Here is a 19867-nt window from a genome sequence, read left to right as displayed (position 1 = left end):
CGCACGTTGGCTGAGCCTGTCGAAGCCGACGTCGCACGTTGGCTGAGCCTGTCGAAGCCAACCCGCAACGTAAAAGAAAGGAATCTTTGTGCCTCGTCTTCCTCTACTGATTGTACTCCTCCTGATTGCTTTGGCGCTACCCATGTTGCCACGCGAACGGGTGCAAGCCCAAGGGCTTGCTTCCTTCTCGAGTAGCAGTGCGGTGGTTGCGCCACTAGACCCGACCGTGGTGAACGTCAATATTACGGGCTACTCTGGCCCGGCAACGCTGCTCGTCTTTGATCCACGTTCGCGCCTTGTGGGTAGCTTTCCGTTCAATCTGGTGGGCGGCTATGGCGCGGTGGAGGTGCTGCCCCGTGGGACACTTGGTAACCATTGGGCTGCGCTCTTCCTTGCCGATGGGCGTCAGGTTGCCAATGGTACCATCTACCGCCTTGAAGCCCAAACGACGGTGCAAACCGGGGTGCCCGCCTTCGATCAGCTTTATGGGCAGGTGCGCGACTTTATGGCCTCCAAGCGGCTCAGCTATGAACTGGATGGGCGCACCGTTGCGGGCTACCGTTCGCCTGATAGCCCGCTGCTCTGGCTGCGCGACCACTACTACCAGAATCGCGCCTTTCGCTACTTTGAGGGCGATCTGGTGAGCCTGATTGAAGCCAATCAGCGCGCCCAGCGTCCCGATGGCAGCCTGCCCGATTTTGTCGCCCGCCCTGAATTTGGCATCCCGGCGCTCCGCACGCCGGTCGAGGCTGACGTGGAATACCTCTATGTCCAGTTGATCTATGAGACCTGGCAGACCACCGGCGATACCGCGTGGATGCTGCGCTTGCTGCCTTCGGCCCAGCGGGCGATCAATTATACGCTGACTTCGCCAGAGCGCTGGCAGCCCGATTTGGGCTTGGTGATGCGCCCCTTCACGATTGATACCTGGGATTTTGCCTATGGGCCAACCACCCGTGATCCCAATACTGGCCAACCCGCGCCGCGCCACTGGATTGATGAGCATACCAAGTGGGGCATCTTTCATGGTGATAACACTGGGTTGGCTGAGGCGCTCCGGTCGTTGGCGGTCATGGAAGCGGCGGCTGGTCACGCTGAGTTGGCGGCCCAACGGCGTGGTTTGGCCAACGATATTATGGTGCGGCTCAACCGGCTCAGTTGGAACGGCAATTTCTTCACCCACCACGTCAAGCTTGTCCCCTACCAGGTGCCGGGCGTAGACGAAGCGCGCCAGTTGAGCCTCTCCAATGCAATTGCGCTCAACCGGGGAGTCTTGAGCCTAACCCAAGGCCGGGCGATTCTGGCAGAATACCAGCGCCGCCTCAACGATCCAGGGCGTACCGCCTTTGCCGAATGGTTTAGCATTGATCCGCCCTTCCCGCCCGGTGCCTTTGGGCTCGACGGGCGGCTGGGCGAACGGCCCGGCGAGTATGTCAACGGCGGGATTATGCCCCTGGTTGGCGGCGAACTCTCGCGTGGTGCGTTCCGCCACGGCTATGAGAGCTACGGTTTTGACATTCTCTACCGCTACGATGAGCTCATTCGGCGTACCGGCAGTACCTTCCTCTGGTACTACCCGACTGGTGGGGTTGCGGAGGTAGATCACTTCCTGCCGACTGATGGATGGGGTTCGAGTGCCATGCTTGGGGCGCTGATCGAAGGTGCAGCGGGCATTGAAAATCGCGGCCTGAAGTTCAGCGAAGCTACGTTGAGCCCGCGCTGGCTGGCTGCTCCGCGTAACACCATCCAGCATGCCTACGCCGTCGCCCGCTATGCTGCTTCCGATGGCTATGCGGCCTACCGTTGGCAGCACCAGCCTGCCGCCAACCGTGGGGCCGAGGGCCACATCCAGCTTGAGGCTACCAGCAGTGGCGAAACCTTCTTGCTGCGTGTGCTACTGCCCCCCCAAGCCGAGCGGGTCACCCGCGTGGTGATCAACGGCCAACCCGCGCCGCTACGCATCGAAACGCTAGGGTTCAGCCGCTACGCGCTGGTCGAGGCGGCAGGGCCGATTGTTAATGTGCAGGTGACGTATCGGTGAGGAACGGAAGAACGGAAGAACAGGAGAACGGAAGAACAGGAGAACAGGAGAACGGAAGAACAGGAGAACAGGAGAACGGAAGAACAGGAGAACGGAAGAACAGGAGAACGGAAGAACGGAAGAACAAAAGAACAGCTATCTTTAGTTTTATTCTATTCCTTTGTTCATCCGTTTCTCTGTTCCTTTGTTCCTCTGTTCCTTTGTTCCTCTGTTCCTTTGTTCCTCTGTTCCTTTGTTCCTCTGTTCTTCTAAGAAGGCAGACCAGCGAGGGCCATGGCCACCTCTTCAGCCGAATACTCAAAATCTTTGAGCTTACCGGCCTGGAAGTCGGTGTAGGCTTGCAGATCGAAGTGGCCGTGGCCACACAGATTGAAGAGGATGGTCTTGGCCTCGCCCGCCTCTTTGCAGCGTAGCGCCTCATTGATCGCTCCGGCGACGGCGTGGTTTGCTTCGGGGGCGGGGAGGATGCCCTCAGCGCGGGCGAAGGTGAGTCCGGCGGTGAAGGTTTCGAGCTGTTGGACGTTGGTCGCTTCAAACTGGCCCAGTTGTAGCAGATGGCTCACCATTGGGGCCATGCCGTGGTAGCGCAAGCCCCCGGCGTGGATGCCCGAAGGCACGAAGCCGTGGCCCAGGGTGTGCATCTTGACCAAGGGTGTCATGCCGGCGGTATCGCCAAAATCATAAGCATACTGGCCCCGCGTGAGGCTAGGGCAGGCAGCGGGTTCGACGGCAACGACGCGCACATCACGTTCGCCGCGCAGCTTGGCCCCAATGAAGGGGAACGCAATCCCGGCGAAGTTGCTACCACCGCCAGTGCAGCCCACAATAATATCGGGGTAATCGCCCGCCATCTCAAGCTGGGCCAGCGACTCGAGGCCAATCACGGTCTGGTGGAGCAGGACGTGATTGAGCACACTCCCGAGCGCATAGCGCGCATCGGGGTCTTGGGCCGCAATCTCAACCGCCTCGCTAATCGCAATCCCAAGGCTGCCGGTGCTATCGGGGTGTTCAGCCAGAATCGCCCGGCCCGCGTTGGTCTCGGTGCTAGGACTTGCCACCACGCGAGCGCCATAGGCTTCCATCAGCGCACGGCGATAGGGCTTCTGGTTGTAGCTCACTTTCACCATATAGACCAGCACCTCAAGTCCGAAGAGCGCCCCGGCAAAGGCGAGCGACGAACCCCACTGCCCGGCCCCCGTCTCGGTCACAAGGCGCTTGACCCCCTCCTGCTTATTGTAGTACGCCTGAGCGACGGCGGTATTGGGCTTATGGCTCCCCGCCGGGCTCACCCCCTCATACTTATAGTAAATCTTCGCGGGGGTATCGAGCGCCTGTTCGAGGCGGCGGGCGCGATAGAGCGGGCTTGGGCGCCACTGGCGATAGATGGACTGCACCTCATCGGGAATCTCAATCTCCCGCTCGCTACTCACCTCCTGCATAATCAAACCCATCGGGAAGAGCGGGGCAAGATCATCAGGGCCAATCGGCTGCTTAGTACCAGGGTGCAACACCGCAGGCGGCGGTGCAGGCAGATCAGCGGCGATGTTGTACCACGACGTCGGCATACGGTCTTCGTTGAGCAGGTACTTCACTGTCTCCATGGAAACTCCTTTGACTATGCGGAACAGAAGAACAGAGGAACAGGGGAACAGAGGAACAGGGGGGGAAGAAGAACAGAGGAACAGAAGAACAGGGAGGAAGAAGAACAGAAGAACAGAAAATGGGTTCATTGCCGCCAAAGAGCGCAAAGGGATGGTTTCAGAGTATTTTACCGTTTGGAGGCATGCAGATCATCCTGATGCAGCAAACCTATTTCCTCTTTCCCATTTCCCATTTCCTTTTTCCTATTTTCGCCTATCAAAAACGCCCCCCACCCCAACAGGGGCGAGAGGCGAAAGAATCGCGGTGCCACTCTCGTTCGTGGCCGATGGGCCACGCACTCAACGAACAGGAACACGCTCGTGTGCTGTTCAGCGCCATGTAACGGTGGCGCATCCGGCGGCTACTACTCCAAGCTTGTTGTTTCGCTCCGCAGCTCGCGGGCCCATTCAACGCTACCGTACGCATCGGCCTCACACCACCGCCGACTCGCTGGATCGCCGTGCAACGTCTACTCTTCCCGGTCATCGCTATTGGGGTATGTACTTGGCGTGGAGTATAGCACGTCTGCTTGGGGGGTGTCAAATTGATTCCCCCCTTTCGTTTTGGCGACGAAGTCGCCAAAACGAAAGGGGGGGACGAAAATGGGGCAGCTACGCCTTTGCCGATCAGGCAACGTTGCTGGAGCCCTACGCATCTACCCATACACTCTTGGAAGGAATGAGAGGGCAGTCAAATGGCATGTTTTCTGGCTACTGAGTGGTTCACTTTTATACTATAATGGTTTCATGAGAAGAACCCATCTTTTTCGTTGCGCGTTGGCAGCTTCACCAGCAACGCGCAGGTGCGTAGCCTGACCAATTTTTTTTACACTCCGATTCCCATAGGTGGGAGGGCCGACATCAGGGGTGCTTGCGGATAAGGCTTTGGGATGCCCAGGATGGCCCTCACCCCCCTTCCCCTTTCGACAAGCGGTCCCTGAGCTTGTCGAAGGGCAGGGCATCGCCTCTCCCACGTTGTGGGAGAGGGGCGAAGGTAACGCTGTTTTGTTGCATTCCTTTGCGCTCTTTTGCGGCAATGAACACATGTTCTTTCCTGTTTCCTACTTCCTGTTTCCTACCCCTAGCCTATGCAAACTTCCGATGATCAGATCATCCGCGCCTGGGCCGAGCGCCCCGGACGCCATATTGTCAATTTGAGTGGCGGTAAGGATAGTACTGCGCTGGCGATTTTCCTGCGCGGCAAAATCCCGCAGTTGGAGTATCTCTTCTGCGATACCCATAAGGAATTGCCGGAGACCTATGAGTACCTTGATCGCCTCGCGGCCTATTTGCAACGCCCGATTATGCGGCTCAATGCCGAGCGCGGCTTTGACCATTGGCTTGAGATGTATGGCGGGATGCTGCCTTCGGCGCGGGTGCGCTGGTGTACGCGCAAGCTGAAGATTGAACCCTTTGAGTATTTTGTGGGCGATGATCAGGTCTGGAGCTATGTGGGCATCCGTGCCGATGAGGAGCGGAGTGGCTATGTCTCGACTAAGCCCAATATTCAGCCGGTCTTTCCCTTCAAAGAATTTGGCTTGAAACTGGCCGATATTGAGCGTATTTTGGAAGATTCGGGTATTGGTCTGCCCAGTTATTACGAATGGCGGCAGCGGAGTGGCTGCTGGTTCTGCTTCTACCAGCGCTCTGGCGAGTGGGTGGGGCTCAAGGAGCGCCATCCTGAGCTGTATGAGCAGGCCAAAGCCTATGAGTCGAAGCGTGACGGTGAGCAGTTCTTCTGGCGGCAACGCGAGAGCCTGGCCGAACTTGAGCGCCCGGAGCGCATCGCGCAGATCAAGGCCCAACACGCCCAACGGCTCGAACAGGAGCGCCGCCAGCGCCCCGATCAGCCGTTGATTGAGTTGATCGGCGCGGCCCTGGATGCTGAGGATGATGAGCGGGGCTGTGATATTTGCCATTTGTAGTTTAAGACATGGTTCAAACGCACTTGACAGTTTGGTCCGACGGAGTGCCGATTGTAGTTTAAGACATGGTTCAAACGCACTTGACAGTTTGGTCCGACGGAGTGCCGACTTTAGTCGGCTTCCAGTGGCCTCAGCCGACTAAAGTCGGCACTCCAACTGTCAAGCTGGAATGGCCAACTGTGAAACATGCCTAAGGAGAACGATGCGTACACTCTGTTTCAATCAGAAATTTCCCCTTGATCGTGAGCTGATGAAGGGCTTGTTGCAGTGCATCAAGGCGGGTGAGGCGAGCTCAAAGGCTTCTATTGGTGCCTATCTTGGCATTAATCCCTATAAGATCGAGGGTCTGCGCGGCTGGTTTTGTAAGCTGGGTTTAGGCTCATTCAACCGGCAGGGTTACTATCTCTCCGAATTTGGGGCGCTGGCTGCTGAGTATGATCCCGACCTCGTGCGCCCTGGTACGCTCTGGCTGCTGCACTACTTCTTGGTGAGTGAACACGATGAACGGGCTGAGGTCTGGTATCGCTGCTTCAATGAGTTTGTCTTTCCGGGCAAAAGCTTTACGCCCGAAGAGTTGCGGGAGTATGTCGAACGGGTATTGCCTGAGCAGCCAGAGAATCGTGATGCGGTGAAGGAAGATGCGAAAGCGTTGGTAAAGACCTATACCAATACGAACGGATTAGGTGAGCTTGCCATGCTCAGCAAACAACCGCAGCGGCGCTTCCGTGCAGCCTTGGCGAAGCTGCCAGAAAACCTGATTGCCGCCTACGCCCTCTTTGACACCTGGCAGCGCCGCTACCCGGGGCTCGATACGATTCGGCTCTCGCAGATTGCCGACGAACCCGAATTTCTGGGGCGTGTCTTTGTGGCGACGCCAAGCCAGGTGCGTGACATGGTGCTACACCTACAGGCCGTTGGGTTGCTCAGTTTTGCCGATACCCAGCACGAGCCGGTGACGCGCCGCTACCACGAGCCGGTCGTTACGTTGTTGCAGCGGTACTATGCTCCTGCGGATGGTGCCTCTGGAACGTAGGGATTGGTTGGGTCTGTGCCCCAAACCCTCACCGGAGGTGACTTGGATTATGAATAATCTTCTTCCACAAGCCGCCGCCCTCTTTCAGACATGGTGCAACCAGCCGCGCTACCGCACGGCTTGGCTGATTGGCGGGCCTCTAGCGGGCAAGACGACTCTGGCCAAGCGGCTCTGCGCCCATGCCACTTGGCGCTACCTGAACTATACGCTGGACGCGGACTATTTCGCGCAGTTGCATGATCGGATCGAGACCTACCAGGTGGCTGATCTGCTGAACGATCTGCGTGGCTGGTGTCGTGCAACGACCCAGCCAGTGTTGCTCGTGGATGAACTTGATGCCCTCTTCGCCTGTTGGTCTGACGGGCAGCGGCGTCTCTTTGCCCACCAAGCGAGCCGCCTGTCCGATCTGCCGTGCGGCCTGATTCTGGTCAGTAATTTCTTTGAGCCTGTACAGCTTGCTTCGCTCTTGCCGCAGAGTGATCAGTTGGCCTATTTTCACTTAGGGATGAGGGATGAGGGATGAGGGATGAGGGATGAGGGATGAGGGACAAACAGAACGCATAGCATTGCTTGTTCGTCGTAGGCGCTTGAGCGCCATTCACGGATTCATTAGGGCGTTAAGACAAGGTTTCAGAAACGGCCTTTCAACTTTACAGTTGGAGTGCCGACTTTAGTCGGCATCTAATGGCAACCTACGACCTCAGCCGACTAAAGTCGGCACTCCGTCGGAGACCAAACTGCAATGTACCCTAAAACCTTGTCTAAAGCGCCTACTACCAGCGGGTTTTGGGTCTTCCCGAAGCTTAGGAGTACCACAATGAACGATGCTGCCCTCCGACTCGATAGGCTCGTGACGGTTGACGCCAGCTTTAAGCCGGCGGTTGCGTTGCCCGACCACTTTAATGATCCTGAGCAGAATGCCCAGTTGGTCAACTCCTATATTCCTACCAGTCAGACGATTGAATTCTTTGCCGAAGTTGCCCAGAGTATGCGTGCTTCAAGCGATGAGCGTGCGCGGATGTTGCATGGCACCTTTGGTACCGGCAAGTCCGATCTGCTGCTGATGCTCTGCAACTACGTTTCGCGCTCGGTGGATGATCCGCTGATGCAGCCCTTCTATGCGAAGCTGAAGCGGCTTCATGAGGCGCAATACACGACGATCTACCAGCAGCGTGCCAACAAGAAGCCCTTTCTGGTGGTCTTGCTACAGGCCAATGCGGTGACGCCATTTGCCGGCTTTATTCTGCATGGTCTTGAACAGGCGTTGAAGCAGGCCGGGCTTGATGATCTGATGCTGCCGACGCGCTATTCGGCGGCGCGCCAGAAGATTGAGGCTTGGCAGGATGAAGGCCATGCCGTATTGCCGCGCTTTATTGAGGCGCTGCGCAACAATGAGGCAATGGAATTGTCGCGCTTGCTGCAGGAGCTGGCCGGGCCGAGTGCTGGTACGGTCTTTCCCGCCTTTCAGCGTGCCTTCCGTGAAGCAACCGGTACCGCTTTTGACATCTATAGCTATGCCCATCCCCACGAAACCTATCGGCGTGTGGCCCAAGCCCTCTGTGAGCGGGGTAGTCACAGTGGGATTGTGGTGGTTTGTGATGAGTTTACCGAGGTGCTGCGCCGCCTTGCTCGTGCGGGCGATCAGCAGTCAGTGGAGGTAGAGGTTGAAGCGTTAGGGGTGCAAGATTTGGCCAATGCGAGTGTCGCTTCGGGTGTGAATCAACTCCACTTTGTGGTTGCTACGCTTGTGGGCTTCGCAGGTGTCACAAGAGAAGAGAGTACATCGGGATCGGTGAAGCAAACAATTGAGAAGGCTGGCGGGCGTTTTAAGGCGTTTGCCCTTGATACACAGGATAGCGCTGAGTTGCTACGCGGCGCTCTCTTGCGTCTTGACAAGGATGCTGTGGCCCTGCCGAACCGCCAGCGCGATGAACTTATTGATCTCGCCCGTACCCTCTGGCCCAACAAGCCAAAGACGTGGCTCAGTGAGATGGTGGTTGAAGGCTGCTTTCCATTGCATCCCATTGTCACTTTTGCACTTCCGCAGATCAACAATCGTGTTGCCCAGACCAATCGCACCATGTTCCTATTCCTCAAGGATCAGGAGGGCTTGAGCGGTTTTCTGGCGCAGACCACTCTGGCCAGTTCGTATCCCGATTGGCACAACCTCTTGACTCTCGATTGGCTCTTTGACTACTTTTTCCAGAGCATTCAGGTGCGTCGGCAGGAGGTTATTGATGCTTACAACCACGCGCTGCAACAACTCGCTAATGTCCAATTTGATACCACCTTGGCCCGCCGTGCCCTCAAGGTAATCGCCTTCTGCGAGGTGGTTGCGCCGAGCCTCAGTCCGACGCGCCATCTGTTGCGCCAGGCGCTCAACCTGCCGCCAGGGGCCGAGCAGGCGTTGCGTGACGCACTCCAGGTGCTTGAGCAGATCGAGGCGGTCTATCCGCCCAACGATGCCGATGGGGCCGCCTTGGGTGCCTATAGCTTGCCCATGCCGGGGCGGGTGAATCCAATGAATCTGCGTCAGCGCGTGATCAACAAGGCGCAGAGTATGCCGGAGGTGAGTGTCTCGTTTTTGCAAGCGGCCCATCCTGCTGAACGCATCAGAGCTGAGGAGTACAACCGCGAACGGGGCAGTGCCCGCGAGTTGAGAGCCAAATATATCAGTCTGGTGGAACTCAATAGCGCCGCACGGCTCAAGGACGATCTGAACAATGCTCGCGATGGCTTACTCTGGTATGTGATCGTTAGCAGCGAAGAGAAGCGTACTGAGGCGCAGAGTAAAGCCCGTGAATTGACCCGCCGCAACCCACGTCTCGTCGTCGCTGTCCCGACGGTGCCGCTGGATGTCTTGGAGCGCTTCAAGAGCTACCGGGCGCTACAGGCGGTGCAGGGCGATGAGAGCCTTGATAGTGCCGCGAAGAGTTTCCTGCAAGAGCATGGCAAGGTGGGGAGTGGCTTTGCCAAGCCCTTTCACGAAGCTGTTGCACAACTTCGTGAAGAGAAGTTATGGGAATGGTTCTACAACGGTGCCAGTCAGCCCAACATGAATCTGCGTGCCGATGCTCAAAAGTTGGCCTCCCGCGTTATGGATGCCGTCTATCCTGCTACGCCTAAACATTCCCTAGAGCAGCACTTGAAGGCTGAGAGCTATACCCCCAACCTTGGGCGTGCGGTTGCCGAGATCTTAAAGCCTGAAATTCGAATCAGCAAGAAGGGCAACAAAGAGGAGGTAGTGATTCGCAAGGCGTTCACGGAATTGGGGCTGGTGAAAGCGCTTCGCTCCGATAGTGTCCATGAGATCTTTGAGCTTACGGAACCCTCGAGCGCACACTTCAACAGCCAGAAGGTCTGGGAACTCTACAAGAGCCATTTGCGCGACGGGAAGCCTTGGAGCAAGTTGGTTGATCTGCTGCGTGCGCCACCCTTTGGCCTCTACAATTCGCTGATCTTTGCCTTTAGCGGCGCTTTCTTCACCTTCTATGTTGATGCGCTTGAACTGAGCAAGCTCAAGGGCAACCAAGCCCAAGATGTGGCACTTGATGAGAAGGTGCTCAAGGAGTTGATCGAAAAACCGCACGATTATCAGGTGCGCTTCCAGCCGCTGAGTGAGCTTGAGCGGCGTTGGCTCTACGAGTTGGTGCGCGTGGGCTTGCAGCAGCCCTTTGATCCGAGTGGTGGTCACGGTAAGACGCTGCGCTCACGGGTGGCCGAGCAACTCAAGCAGTGGCTGAAAGGCTTGCGGCTGCCCCTGTTGGCCGAAAAGTTACAGGCCGAGCGGCTTGCGGCGCTCATGCCCGATTACCCCGCGCCGGTTATCGCAGCGGCTATACTGCTGCTGCACAATCTACGCAACGAAGACGCACTCGCCTACACTCTGCTCAAGAGTCTGCCTGAGACCTTAGGTGCCCCTGCCGATCATGCGGCATGGGATGATGCGCTTGTAGCCGATCTGCTTGATGCTTGGGCTGAAACCTGCCGTCTGCTTGAGCAGTTGCCCAATGGACTTGAAGGCTATGCCACCCGTGCGGTGGCTGCGGTCTTTAACTGTGCCGACCGTCCGCCTGATGAGATGTGGGCCACGATCTACCGTTGGCGTTCGCACCGGCAGGTGCTTCAGGGCCAAGCTACGACGCAACTCAATAGCCAAGCGCGCCAATTCTTCTTGGTTACCAACCGCTCGACGAGTAGTATTCGCGCAGCGATCCTTGATGAATTTGCGCGTACCATTGTGGGCATCAACACCACCTATCACACCTGGTCAACCATCGATCATGTTGAGCGTCTGGTCAAGGAGGTGCAGCGGGCGCGTGACGAGATTGATGCGCGGTGGTGCGATGTTGCGAATGCTGAGGAGGTTTGGCACGCTGGCCTCGCAACGGCGGCGGCGGGACGCCCTATGGTTGGGGTTAAGATCGAACAGGTTGGCCAAGAACTGGCTACGTGGGCCCAAGGGTTGCAGTGGCCCGCTTGCACAACGACTCTCCAGGCCAATCAGTTGCAGCAACTGTATCCCGGCTTGACGCAGCAAGCCTACGCGGATCTGAGTGCGCTGCTCAGGCGTACACCGCTGCCACTACAGGAGTGGCAGCGTGAGGTGAATGAGGGGCTGCCGCGCCAGTTTGGGCTTGAGGGCTGGAGTAAGGCTGAGGTGGAGCAGGCGGTTGCCCGCTTTACGCAGGCGCTGAAACATGCCGCGCAGCTTGATCAGCGCCTGCGTAGGCATACGCTTGAGCGCCTCGTGGCGCTCTTTCCTGCTGATGACGCTGTTGCGACGCAAACGCCTGCGGATCGGCTGCGTGCATGGCGGTGCCGTTACCCCATTCCGCCCGAACATGATCTTGATGAGACGGCCCAGATCCTCTTGACCCACCTTGATGCCTTGGATGATGGCGAGACGACGCTGCTGATTACTTTGCCCCGCGCCATCACCCCAAGCGCCCAGAGCTACCAACAGTGGCCAAGCTACGCTGAACTTGAGCACTACGTCAAGCTTGTCGCAAGTGCCGCTGAGACGATTGCCAACTACCAGCCCCTGAGTGCCGCCGAACAGCAGTGGTTGCACGCCTTTGTCACCGATGCGCTGCGGCGGCCACTGGCCAACCCGCCCCGCGAGAAGCGGCGCCTCTGCCATGCGGTGGCGACCCACTACCAGCAGTGGCTGCGCGAGTTGCGGCTGCCCGCTTTTGCCACCACGCTCACCAGCGCTGATCTGCACGAACTCTTTGCTGAGGAAGCTGCACCAAGCATTGCGCTGATGCAGGCGCTGCTCACGCCCGACCAGTGGCTCACGCCCGATCCGGCTGCCGGGCTGCTGAACAGGTTGCCCACGCTGCTCACCGTCGCAACACCGAGTACAGATTGGGATGCGACGGTTGTAGACCACCTGCTCGCCGAGGCGGGCAGTGCATGCACATGCCTCGCCAAGCTGCACGACGTTGCCTCGGCATGGCTCTTTACCCAGATCGCGCCGCTCTTTGGTGCCGATGGCCATAATGGGAGCGCCAGTAGCTTAGTGACGAAACTGCGGGCGTGGCGGCAAGAGCATGTGCTTTTAGCCAATGAGCACCTTTCGCCCAATGCGAAGTTCTTGGCGCAACAGTTGGTTCACACAGCGGACGATCCGGCTAATCTGCTGCTCACCACGCTGCCCAGTAGGTTGCAGCCGGTCAAGACGCCCTACAGCAGTTGGCCTACATGGCAGCAGCGCCACACCTATATCGAGGCGCTGGCTACGGCTGCCAAGGAGATTGCCCAGCATGGCCAGGTGCAAGAGGCGACCACCGAGGTGCAGGCGCTCTGGGATGAGCTACAGCACCGCATGGCCGCGCTCTCACGCGCTGAGCAGCGCTGGTTGATCAAAGCCTTCAACGAGGAGTTTCGGATGTGATCACCATCATTGCCGACCGCTTTGCTGCTGCTGCGGCGCCTGCGGGGGCGCTGCTTGCCCGTTGCCCCGCCGATTATGTTGAAGTGCGCTGCCAGATCAAAGCGGCGCTCGTCAACTTCACATCGTTGACCGTCTATGTCACTGATCCGGTGGTACTCTGCTGGCTGAGTGACCTACAACGCTACCCGGCGAGCCACCTGTGTTGGCATGAGGTTGATCCGTGTGAGCAGTTCAGGAGCATCTTCCACGTCGCGCCCACCGAACCCTTTACACGCGAACTGATCGCGCAACTCCGGCTCGACACGCTCGCCCCGCCCCCACCCGGCCTCGCGCTCACGCCGCTCAGTTGGCTGCTCGGCCAGCGTCTGGATTTGCTCTGGCAGCATGATCAGCCGCCGCCCAACCACGCGGCTGCGGTGGCCGCGTGGGCGCTTACGGCGAACATTGTGCTTGCCGCGCCACTCTTGACGCTGGTGCAAGCGCAACTAGAGCGTTGGGAACACGACGCCCCCTGCTTTATTGCGTTGCGGGCGGCGAGCCTAGAGGCTGACAGTCGCCATTTGCTGCTGCGTTGGGCCTTGCGCCACTACAACCACACGTGGCAAGCCGAGCAGCCCTGGGCTGGGTTGCCGCTGCTCAAGGAGGCACCGCCGAGCGCCGCTGTGGAGCAGGCGCTGAGTACCCAGAGCACACTGCTCCACAACTACTGGCAGCGCTTCATCACCCAGCAGAGCGCCGATCCCGCCTGCATCAACACCGCCCTCGGCCAAATGTCCGGCTTGAGTAGCGTGGAGCTAGAGGTGCTGAGTGAACTGCTCAACCACCATCCCGAACTGCTCGATCAGGCGCTGTTGACGCGCATCAAGCGCCATTTTGCCCATCTCAGTAGCAGCGACGCAATCCTAGCGCAACTGGCCAACCGCATCGTGCCCGCGACGCCGAACATGCCCGACGCGGCATGGCCCGTGGAGCGTTGGCTCACCTGGGCCACCCAAGAGTATTTGCCCTTCTACCGCTGGGTCGTACAGACGGGTTGCCAGCGTGAACACCAGCAGGCGTGTGCGCTCCACTACAGCGACTGGCTCTACCAGCACTACCAGAGCCTGATCAACGATGATCGCTCGCCCATCCTGACGCGCCAATACCAAGAGGTCTTGAGCCGCATCCATGACGAACCGGAAACCGTGGTCTTCTGGCTGGTGGTTGATGGCATGACCTGGTGGCAAGGGGCGCTGATGCGCAAAGCGTGCGAGCAGCGCGACCTGCACACCGTCGCACTCCGCCCCGGCCTCGCAGCGCTCCCCTCGCTCACCAGCGTCTCCAAATGGGCACTCGTCACCGGCCAGACCCCGCGCGCAACCGAAGAGCCAACGCTGGCGGCGGCGGCGCGGGCCAAATTGGCACGCAGCAGCATCCCCGCCTGCGTTAGCTACGATGCGCATGAAGCCCTTGCGGCCCTACGCAAAGAGCCTGAGCTGCGCGTCGTCTTGCTGCTCGACACCATGCTCGACACGATAGCCCACCAGTGTCACGGCTTCACCGACCATGGCAGCGTTCGCGGCCATCTGGATGAATTGGCCCAAACCCTGGCCCAAGCGCAGCAGATCTGCACACAGCATGGCCGTCGCCTGCTGATCTTCATCGGCAGCGACCACGGGGCCACCCTGTTGCCCCCCACAGCAGCGAGTACCCCCTTGCCCAAAATGGTCCGCGAGGTGAGCGAAAGCTGGGAGAGCGGGCAACCCGCGCCCGTGCAAGCGAAGCCGAGCAGCCGTGCGGCGGTGAGTCAACTGGAAGCCATGCCCGCCATTGACGAAACGCGCTGGTACCCCCTTGATCGTGAGCGCTTCCAACTGGATCGCCACTACCTCGTACCGCGTGGCTACCACTACATCAAACGGCGACCAAGTGGCTGGACCCACGGCGGCCTCACGCCCGAAGAGACCATCGTGCCACTGATGCAACTCAGCGGCAGCGCCGTCGCCATGCTCCCACTGGAACTCGTGGTACAGGGCGAACTGCGCGCCAGACGGGCGGGCACCCTCACCATGCTCATCCAAAACCACAACCCCTTCCCCATCGAAAACCTACACTGGCAGATCAGCGGCGGCCCGCCCCCAGGCCAGATCGCCATACTTGGCCCCAACGCCAGCCAGACGATCAGCATCAGCTTCCCCCCGATTAACCCTGCTGGCGACACCTTCACCATCAACTACACCCTCGACTTCAGCCACTTCGGCAAGCCGGAACAGAACAGCGGAATGTGCAAGATCAGAGTGCAACACCTCTATATCCAAGACGAAGGCCTTGAAGACATGTTTGATTAGAGGCTGTCTGAAAAGGGTTTCAGTGCCATACGATGCTACGTGGCACGCGGTGGAGTGCCGGCTTTAGCCGGCTAAAGCCGGCACTCCACCGCGTAGCGACCGACTTTTCAGACAGCCTCTTAGGGGATGCGCGGGAACCAGGTTCCCGCGCACACCCCGGTAGCCCCAAGGAGCGAACGCATACCCATGCTCCCCTACGAAACAAAAGCCCAAGAAATCTTCGGCGAAGTCTGCGTCAACAAAGGTCTCGTGCAGCAGGCCGGTTTTGGCACACGCAGCATCCCCGCCTTCGTAAGCGAATGGATCGTCACGCGCAACGCGCCCTCGGGCGTCCTTGACGACGCAGCTCAGGAACGGATTCGCACCTTTTTGAACAAACACCTACCCACCCGCGACCAGAAGGAGCAACTTAAGGCGCAGTTGCAGAATGGCGAAACCCTAACAATTCTTGATCATTTCAGCGTAGAAATTGATCTCAAAAAAGACGACGCCTATCTACGCATCCCCTGCCTAGACGAACACAAAGCGGGGATCGAACGTCACCTCACCGAGAGCTACCCGCTCCTCTTGGGCGCTGGGGTGTGGGGCGTGGGCAAATTACGCTACGCGAGGCCCGACACTACGGAGCGCAAAGATGGGCATATTCGCATGAGCGAATTCCGCCCCATGCAGAATGCGCGGCTCGATCTCGATCTCTACTGCGAATACCGGGCGCACTTCAGCCTCGACGAGTGGCGCGACCTCCTGATTGCCAGTATGGGCTACAACCCCGCCGCCTACAGTACCGCCCAACAGATGCACCTGCTGACGCGGCTCGTGCCACTAGTGCAAGAGCGCGTCAACATGATCGAACTCGCGCCCAAAGGCACTGGCAAATCCTTCGTCTTTCTCAACCTCTCGCGCTACGCCCGCCTCGTCTCCGGTGGCAAAGTGAGCGCAGCGGTACTCTTCTACAACAACGCCAAAAATCAACCCGGGCTACTCAGCCACTACGACCTAGTCATCTTCGACGAGGCCCAGTCGCTCAGCTTCGACAACCCCGGCGAAGTGATTGGTGTGCTGAAGGACTACCTTGAGTCGGGCAGCTTCGCCCGTGGCGGGAAGCAGAAGATCGAAACGAGCGCGGGGCTCATGCTCCTGGCCAACATCCCACTCGACGAATATCGCCAGCCGCGCCACAAGAAACTTTTCAACGAACTACCCAGCTTTCTGAGCGAAACCGCCTTCATTGACCGTATCCACGCCATTCTGCCCGGCTGGGAACTGCCGCGCATCGAAGAGGGCTTGATCGGGCGCGGCATCGGCTTCAAAGCGGACTACTTTGGCGACGTATTGCACCACCTCCGCAACCGCGCCGGGTATGAACAGATCTTCCAGCGCTACAACAGCATCAGCGGCACCAGCGACCGGCGCGACATGATCGCCATCAGCCGTCTCGCGGCGGGCTTTTGCAAACTGCTCTTCCCCCACGGCGAAGTGAGCAGAGGCGATTTTACGGCCTACTGCATCAAACCCGCCGTTGAGCTACGCCAACGGGTACGCGACCAACTCAGCCTCCTTGATCCAGAGTATGCCGAGGTGCAGATCGGGTGGGAGTAGTGAGATTTATACCAAATCCGATAGCCGATAGCCGATAGCTGATAGCCGGACATGGCGTCTCAATGCGCTTGAATGTCATGAGGCATGTTCAATGGTAATTGGTATTATGTGTATTACGTTAGCTCCCGGAGGGAGGTGTAAATGGCGGCTATAACCAACCCCTTTGTTGACTACCTCGCCCGCTATACCACCGCGTCGCCCGATCACGAGGCCGCCTTTGATGAGTTTTTGGCCCAGACAGCGCCGCCGCCCGGTGGTAAGTTGCGGCTTACTACCCGCGTTGAGCAGTTTCTGCACGCTTGCTTCAACCGCGCTGCGCCGCCTTCGATCATTCTGACCGGCAATGCGGGCGATGGCAAAACCTACCTCTGCCGCCAGGTTATTACGGCTTTTACGGGCAGTGCGGTTGAGGATTGGCAACAGGTGGCACAACAGCCCCTTGTGCATCGCGGCATGCGCCTGCACATCGTCAAAGATCTCTCAGAATTGGGTGAAGCGCCTGGATTGCAGGTGTTGCACGGTTTGGCCAAAGCTTGTCAGGATGGCAGCCATGAACGCTACCTCATTCCAACAGCGAAATGCTCTATGTGACGACGCAATATTTGCATAGTGCAGAACAGCCACGCCCACTGGTACGCCTCAGCATCCCAGCGGATGCACTCACCATCAAACCGAGCGCACCGACCAATGCGCTCTACGACTGCGAATGGCCTAAGCTCTACCTCGTCATCACCGCGCCACCCGCACTGCTACACACCGATCCCGATGCAGCCAAGCGACCTGTCTCATGGCCACTCAATCTGCTGCTCTTTGAATACATCATGCGCCTCGCCCGTGGCGGCACCTACAACGTTCTCGCCGCTGAATGTGCGCTCAGCCTGCGTAACCTGAAGGATCACCTACTGAGCACCTTTGCCACCACACCAACCCAGCGCGAAAGCGTCGAATTCTTTGTCACCGAACGGCACAGCTATGTCCTGAAGAAACTCCGCTTTGACGAGGATGGATGCATTACTCTTTTTTGAGGGAAGTAGAAATTTTGTTAGCGCGAAAAAGTTCTGGGCCGCGCCGCTTGGCTTCGACAGGCTCAACCACCGAGCCAGCGGCGCGGTGGCTGCCAACCCAAGGCTTCTTCGCGCTAACGAAATTTCTAAGTGTCCCAGCAGCCTTTCATGCTGAGTAGTACATGGTTCACATGCATCGTAGTGCCGACTTTAGTCGGCTTCCCATCGCTTCCAAAGACCTCAGCCGACTATCGTAGTGCCGACTTTAGTCGGCTTCCCATCGCTTCCAAAGACCTCAGCCGACTAAAGTCGGCACTACCTACGACCTCTCAGGATGGCAAAGCAACAGGGCAATCAACAACATCCACTTACCTAACTGCTCTCTCCTACTTCCTACAGCATGAGGTAACCCAATGGTATCCCACTACGGCAACTACAACGAAAACAAGAAACTCCCCTTGGCGGCGCACATTTGGGGCCACCGCTTGCGGATTGGTCAGCACTGGATCGAGTATATGCTCGAGTTCCTTGGCGTACTCTCCGGTTTTGGGTATCGTTTGGGCCAAGGCTTGCCCAGTAATGGTGAGGAGCCGCACTACAAGACGCAGTACAAAATCCCTAATCGTCTTGGGCTGCGTCGCTTTGTCTTTTACGACGAGCGTGAACGCACCCGCGACAGCCGCGACAGCCGGGCGGTTGCTGAACTACGCCGTCATCTGGCCCAGATCATGCCCAACGCCAGCGGTATGGCGGATGAAGCGTTGGTTGAACAGGTGCGCTCACTGCTACGCTCCTTCTCGGCGATTGAGGACGAACGCGCCTGGTATGCCAAGACGCTCTTTCCGGTCAACGAGCATTTTCTGCTTTGGGAGGCGATGCGTAAAGGGGCAACACTCAACAAATATGCGCTCAATGCGGAAGAGCTATCCTTGGATGAATTGGACAAGGATATTGAGTTTCGCTCACGCAACTTCTTCGCCCGTGGCGGCGAACTCTACTACTTGATGCTCTCGGCGGGCAGTGAGCATGATCCTGCACTGCGCGAACGGATTGGCCAACGGCTCAAATATCTACTATGCGAACATAACCAAGCTTTGGGCAACATCGCGGCGAAGATTGATCATGTATGGACACAACTGCTAACCAATAGCGATACCATCATTTCAGGTACATTGGGCTGGCTTCCCGACCCCACATGTCCACTCTACCGCCAAATGGCGCATGATCTGGACACCTTCCTGCACAACGATCTCGATTCGTTGGAATGTCTAGAGTTATTGGCCCACCTGATCGGCTTTCACATTATCCTCTACATTTACCACCGCGCCCATCCGGCCAGTGATCCCGAAGGGCATGCATCGGGGAGTTGTCTTGAGGCATGCCGTCCCAGGCTCCTAGTTGATCTGCTTGGCCCCCAAGATGGCGGCGTGCTGCGCGATCAATCGATGGCACTGCTGCGTGAGCAAGAGGATTTGCAGTTGCGCCAAGGGCGTCAGTTTATCCTACACAAGTTTGCCACATGGTTTGAAGAGATCAGCGATCCTAAAGAACTCCATGCCCACCTGATTGCCCAAGCCCACCACCACTTCAACCCAGGCCGTGCTCAAAACAAGCAGAGCTACGAACAGGCACTCAATGCGATCCAAGGGCAGGCCGCAGCCCAAAGCATGGGCCGCGATGAACTGATCCAACGCTACAGCGACGCCGTCTTTAGCGCGCTACAGCAAGAGTTTCGCCAGCACTTCCTGGGTGTTCACCGCAAAATCGGGCGCGCCATCGGCTTCATCGCGCCGCAACGCGGCCCCTTTATGCGCTTTGTCCTCAACGACACCCTGCTCAAGACCTTGGTGATGGCCATACTACCCAACAAAGAAAGCCTGCTCTTCGGCAAATTCCTCGAACGCCTCTACGAACGCTACGGCATCATCGTCGGCCCCGGCGAGGCTCATAGCTCCGACCTCATGGAGCGGCTCCGCATCAACCAAGGGTATTACGCCGACAACCGCATGGCCCTACTGGAACGCATGCAGCGCGCCGGACTGCTGACCCAATACTCCGACGCGACCGCGCTGGTACGGAGGGGGGAAGCGTAGTTTGGTATCAGCAGCCCTGTGCTACAATGACGCGAGGAAGGGCGTGTGCGGGAACAGAGTTCCCGGTAGCATCCTGCAATCCGGCGGGGTGTGAGGCGTACATCTACTACTGTAATGAATGAAACGAAGATAAAAAAAGATGAGAATACTCCTCATCTTGCCTCTGAAACATACTCCATCGTCTCAATGTTTTCGGGCTGTGGTGGTATGGATTTAGGCTTTCGGGGCGATTTTACATTTCTGGGCAAGCATTATGCTCGTTTGCCCTTTGCTATTGTATGGGCCAATGAAATAAACGTTGCTGCG

12 protein-coding genes and 1 other annotated feature are annotated in these 19867 nt (G+C 58.1%); of the genes, 11 read left to right on the top strand and 1 reads right to left on the bottom strand.

What is annotated here, in order from left to right; translation table 11 throughout:
* The first annotated feature begins 88 nt into the window (after window positions 1-88).
* The gene (locus tag CJ255_RS09565) at window positions 89-2041 is read left to right on the top strand and encodes a glucosidase family protein (protein WP_097643880.1); all 1953 of its coding nucleotides are present in this window, start codon (window positions 89-91) and stop codon (window positions 2039-2041) included.
* Window positions 2042-2289: 248 nt separating this feature from the next.
* Here CJ255_RS09565 and CJ255_RS09560 read toward each other — a convergent pair whose 3' ends face one another.
* Entirely contained in the window at window positions 2290-3642 is a 1353-nt protein-coding gene (locus CJ255_RS09560; protein ID WP_097643879.1) for a TrpB-like pyridoxal phosphate-dependent enzyme, read from the bottom strand.
* Between the two features lie 283 nt (window positions 3643-3925).
* Window positions 3926-4177 (bottom strand) — a binding site (T-box leader).
* Between the two features lie 592 nt (window positions 4178-4769).
* Here CJ255_RS09560 and CJ255_RS09550 point away from each other — a divergent pair.
* The 10 genes from CJ255_RS09550 to CJ255_RS24085 all read left to right on the top strand — a co-directional run.
* On the top strand, window positions 4770-5606 hold the full coding sequence (locus CJ255_RS09550; RefSeq protein ID WP_097643877.1) for a phosphoadenosine phosphosulfate reductase family protein: 837 nt from the start codon (window positions 4770-4772) through the stop codon (window positions 5604-5606).
* A gap of 202 nt (window positions 5607-5808) precedes the next feature.
* Window positions 5809-6639, top strand: coding sequence for a DUF4007 family protein (locus tag CJ255_RS09545; RefSeq protein ID WP_165774646.1), 831 nt, complete (start codon window positions 5809-5811; stop codon window positions 6637-6639).
* A gap of 49 nt (window positions 6640-6688) precedes the next feature.
* On the top strand, window positions 6689-7162 hold the full coding sequence (locus CJ255_RS09540; protein ID WP_097643875.1) for an AAA family ATPase: 474 nt from the start codon (window positions 6689-6691) through the stop codon (window positions 7160-7162).
* A gap of 294 nt (window positions 7163-7456) precedes the next feature.
* Complete coding sequence (locus CJ255_RS09535) at window positions 7457-12538, top strand: DUF6079 family protein (protein ID WP_097643874.1); 5082 nt, start codon at window positions 7457-7459, stop codon at window positions 12536-12538.
* Window positions 12535-14865 carry a PglZ domain-containing protein gene (locus CJ255_RS09530; RefSeq protein ID WP_097643873.1) on the top strand — a complete coding sequence of 777 codons (2331 nt, stop codon included), beginning with the start codon at window positions 12535-12537 and terminating at the stop codon, window positions 14863-14865. The genes CJ255_RS09535 and CJ255_RS09530 overlap by 4 nt, the downstream gene beginning before the upstream one ends.
* Before the next feature lie 186 nt (window positions 14866-15051).
* Window positions 15052-16464: a BREX system Lon protease-like protein BrxL gene (gene brxL, locus CJ255_RS09525; protein ID WP_165774645.1), complete on the top strand. Its 1413-nt coding sequence runs from the start codon at window positions 15052-15054 to the stop codon at window positions 16462-16464.
* Between the two features lie 141 nt (window positions 16465-16605).
* Window positions 16606-17055, top strand: coding sequence for a PH domain-containing protein (locus CJ255_RS09520; RefSeq protein ID WP_097643871.1), 450 nt, complete (start codon window positions 16606-16608; stop codon window positions 17053-17055).
* A complete protein-coding gene (locus tag CJ255_RS09515; RefSeq protein ID WP_124681887.1) occupies window positions 17052-17489 on the top strand; it encodes a hypothetical protein in 438 nt (145 codons plus the stop codon). The genes CJ255_RS09520 and CJ255_RS09515 overlap by 4 nt, the downstream gene beginning before the upstream one ends.
* A gap of 392 nt (window positions 17490-17881) precedes the next feature.
* On the top strand, window positions 17882-19561 hold the full coding sequence (locus tag CJ255_RS09510) for a hypothetical protein (RefSeq protein WP_097643869.1): 1680 nt from the start codon (window positions 17882-17884) through the stop codon (window positions 19559-19561).
* 114 nt (window positions 19562-19675) lie between these two features.
* The coding region (locus tag CJ255_RS24085) for a DNA cytosine methyltransferase (RefSeq protein WP_133117004.1) at window positions 19676-19867 on the top strand (192 nt) is incomplete at its 3' end.

Origin of the sequence: Candidatus Viridilinea mediisalina, from assembly GCF_002532535.1 — a bacterium.
Taxonomy (GTDB): domain Bacteria; phylum Chloroflexota; class Chloroflexia; order Chloroflexales; family Chloroflexaceae; genus Viridilinea; species Viridilinea mediisalina.
Note: the sequence above shows the minus strand (reverse complement) of the source record. Positions and strands in the feature narration are given on the sequence as shown.

What these genes read in the sequence shown, in the direction of transcription:
- CJ255_RS09510 (WP_097643869.1), top strand. Translation starts at nt 17,882, where the DNA reads ATGGTATCCCACTACGGCAACTACAACGAAAACAAGAAACTCCCCTTG.
- brxL (WP_165774645.1), top strand. Translation starts at nt 15,052, where the DNA reads ATGCTCCCCTACGAAACAAAAGCCCAAGAAATCTTCGGCGAAGTCTGC.
- CJ255_RS09560 (WP_097643879.1), bottom strand. Translation starts at nt 3,642, where the DNA reads ATGGAGACAGTGAAGTACCTGCTCAACGAAGACCGTATGCCGACGTCG.
- CJ255_RS09545 (WP_165774646.1), top strand. Translation starts at nt 5,809, where the DNA reads ATGCGTACACTCTGTTTCAATCAGAAATTTCCCCTTGATCGTGAGCTG.
- CJ255_RS09550 (WP_097643877.1), top strand. Translation starts at nt 4,770, where the DNA reads ATGCAAACTTCCGATGATCAGATCATCCGCGCCTGGGCCGAGCGCCCC.
- CJ255_RS09520 (WP_097643871.1), top strand. Translation starts at nt 16,606, where the DNA reads ATGGCGGCTATAACCAACCCCTTTGTTGACTACCTCGCCCGCTATACC.
- CJ255_RS09540 (WP_097643875.1), top strand. Translation starts at nt 6,689, where the DNA reads ATGAATAATCTTCTTCCACAAGCCGCCGCCCTCTTTCAGACATGGTGC.
- CJ255_RS09535 (WP_097643874.1), top strand. Translation starts at nt 7,457, where the DNA reads ATGAACGATGCTGCCCTCCGACTCGATAGGCTCGTGACGGTTGACGCC.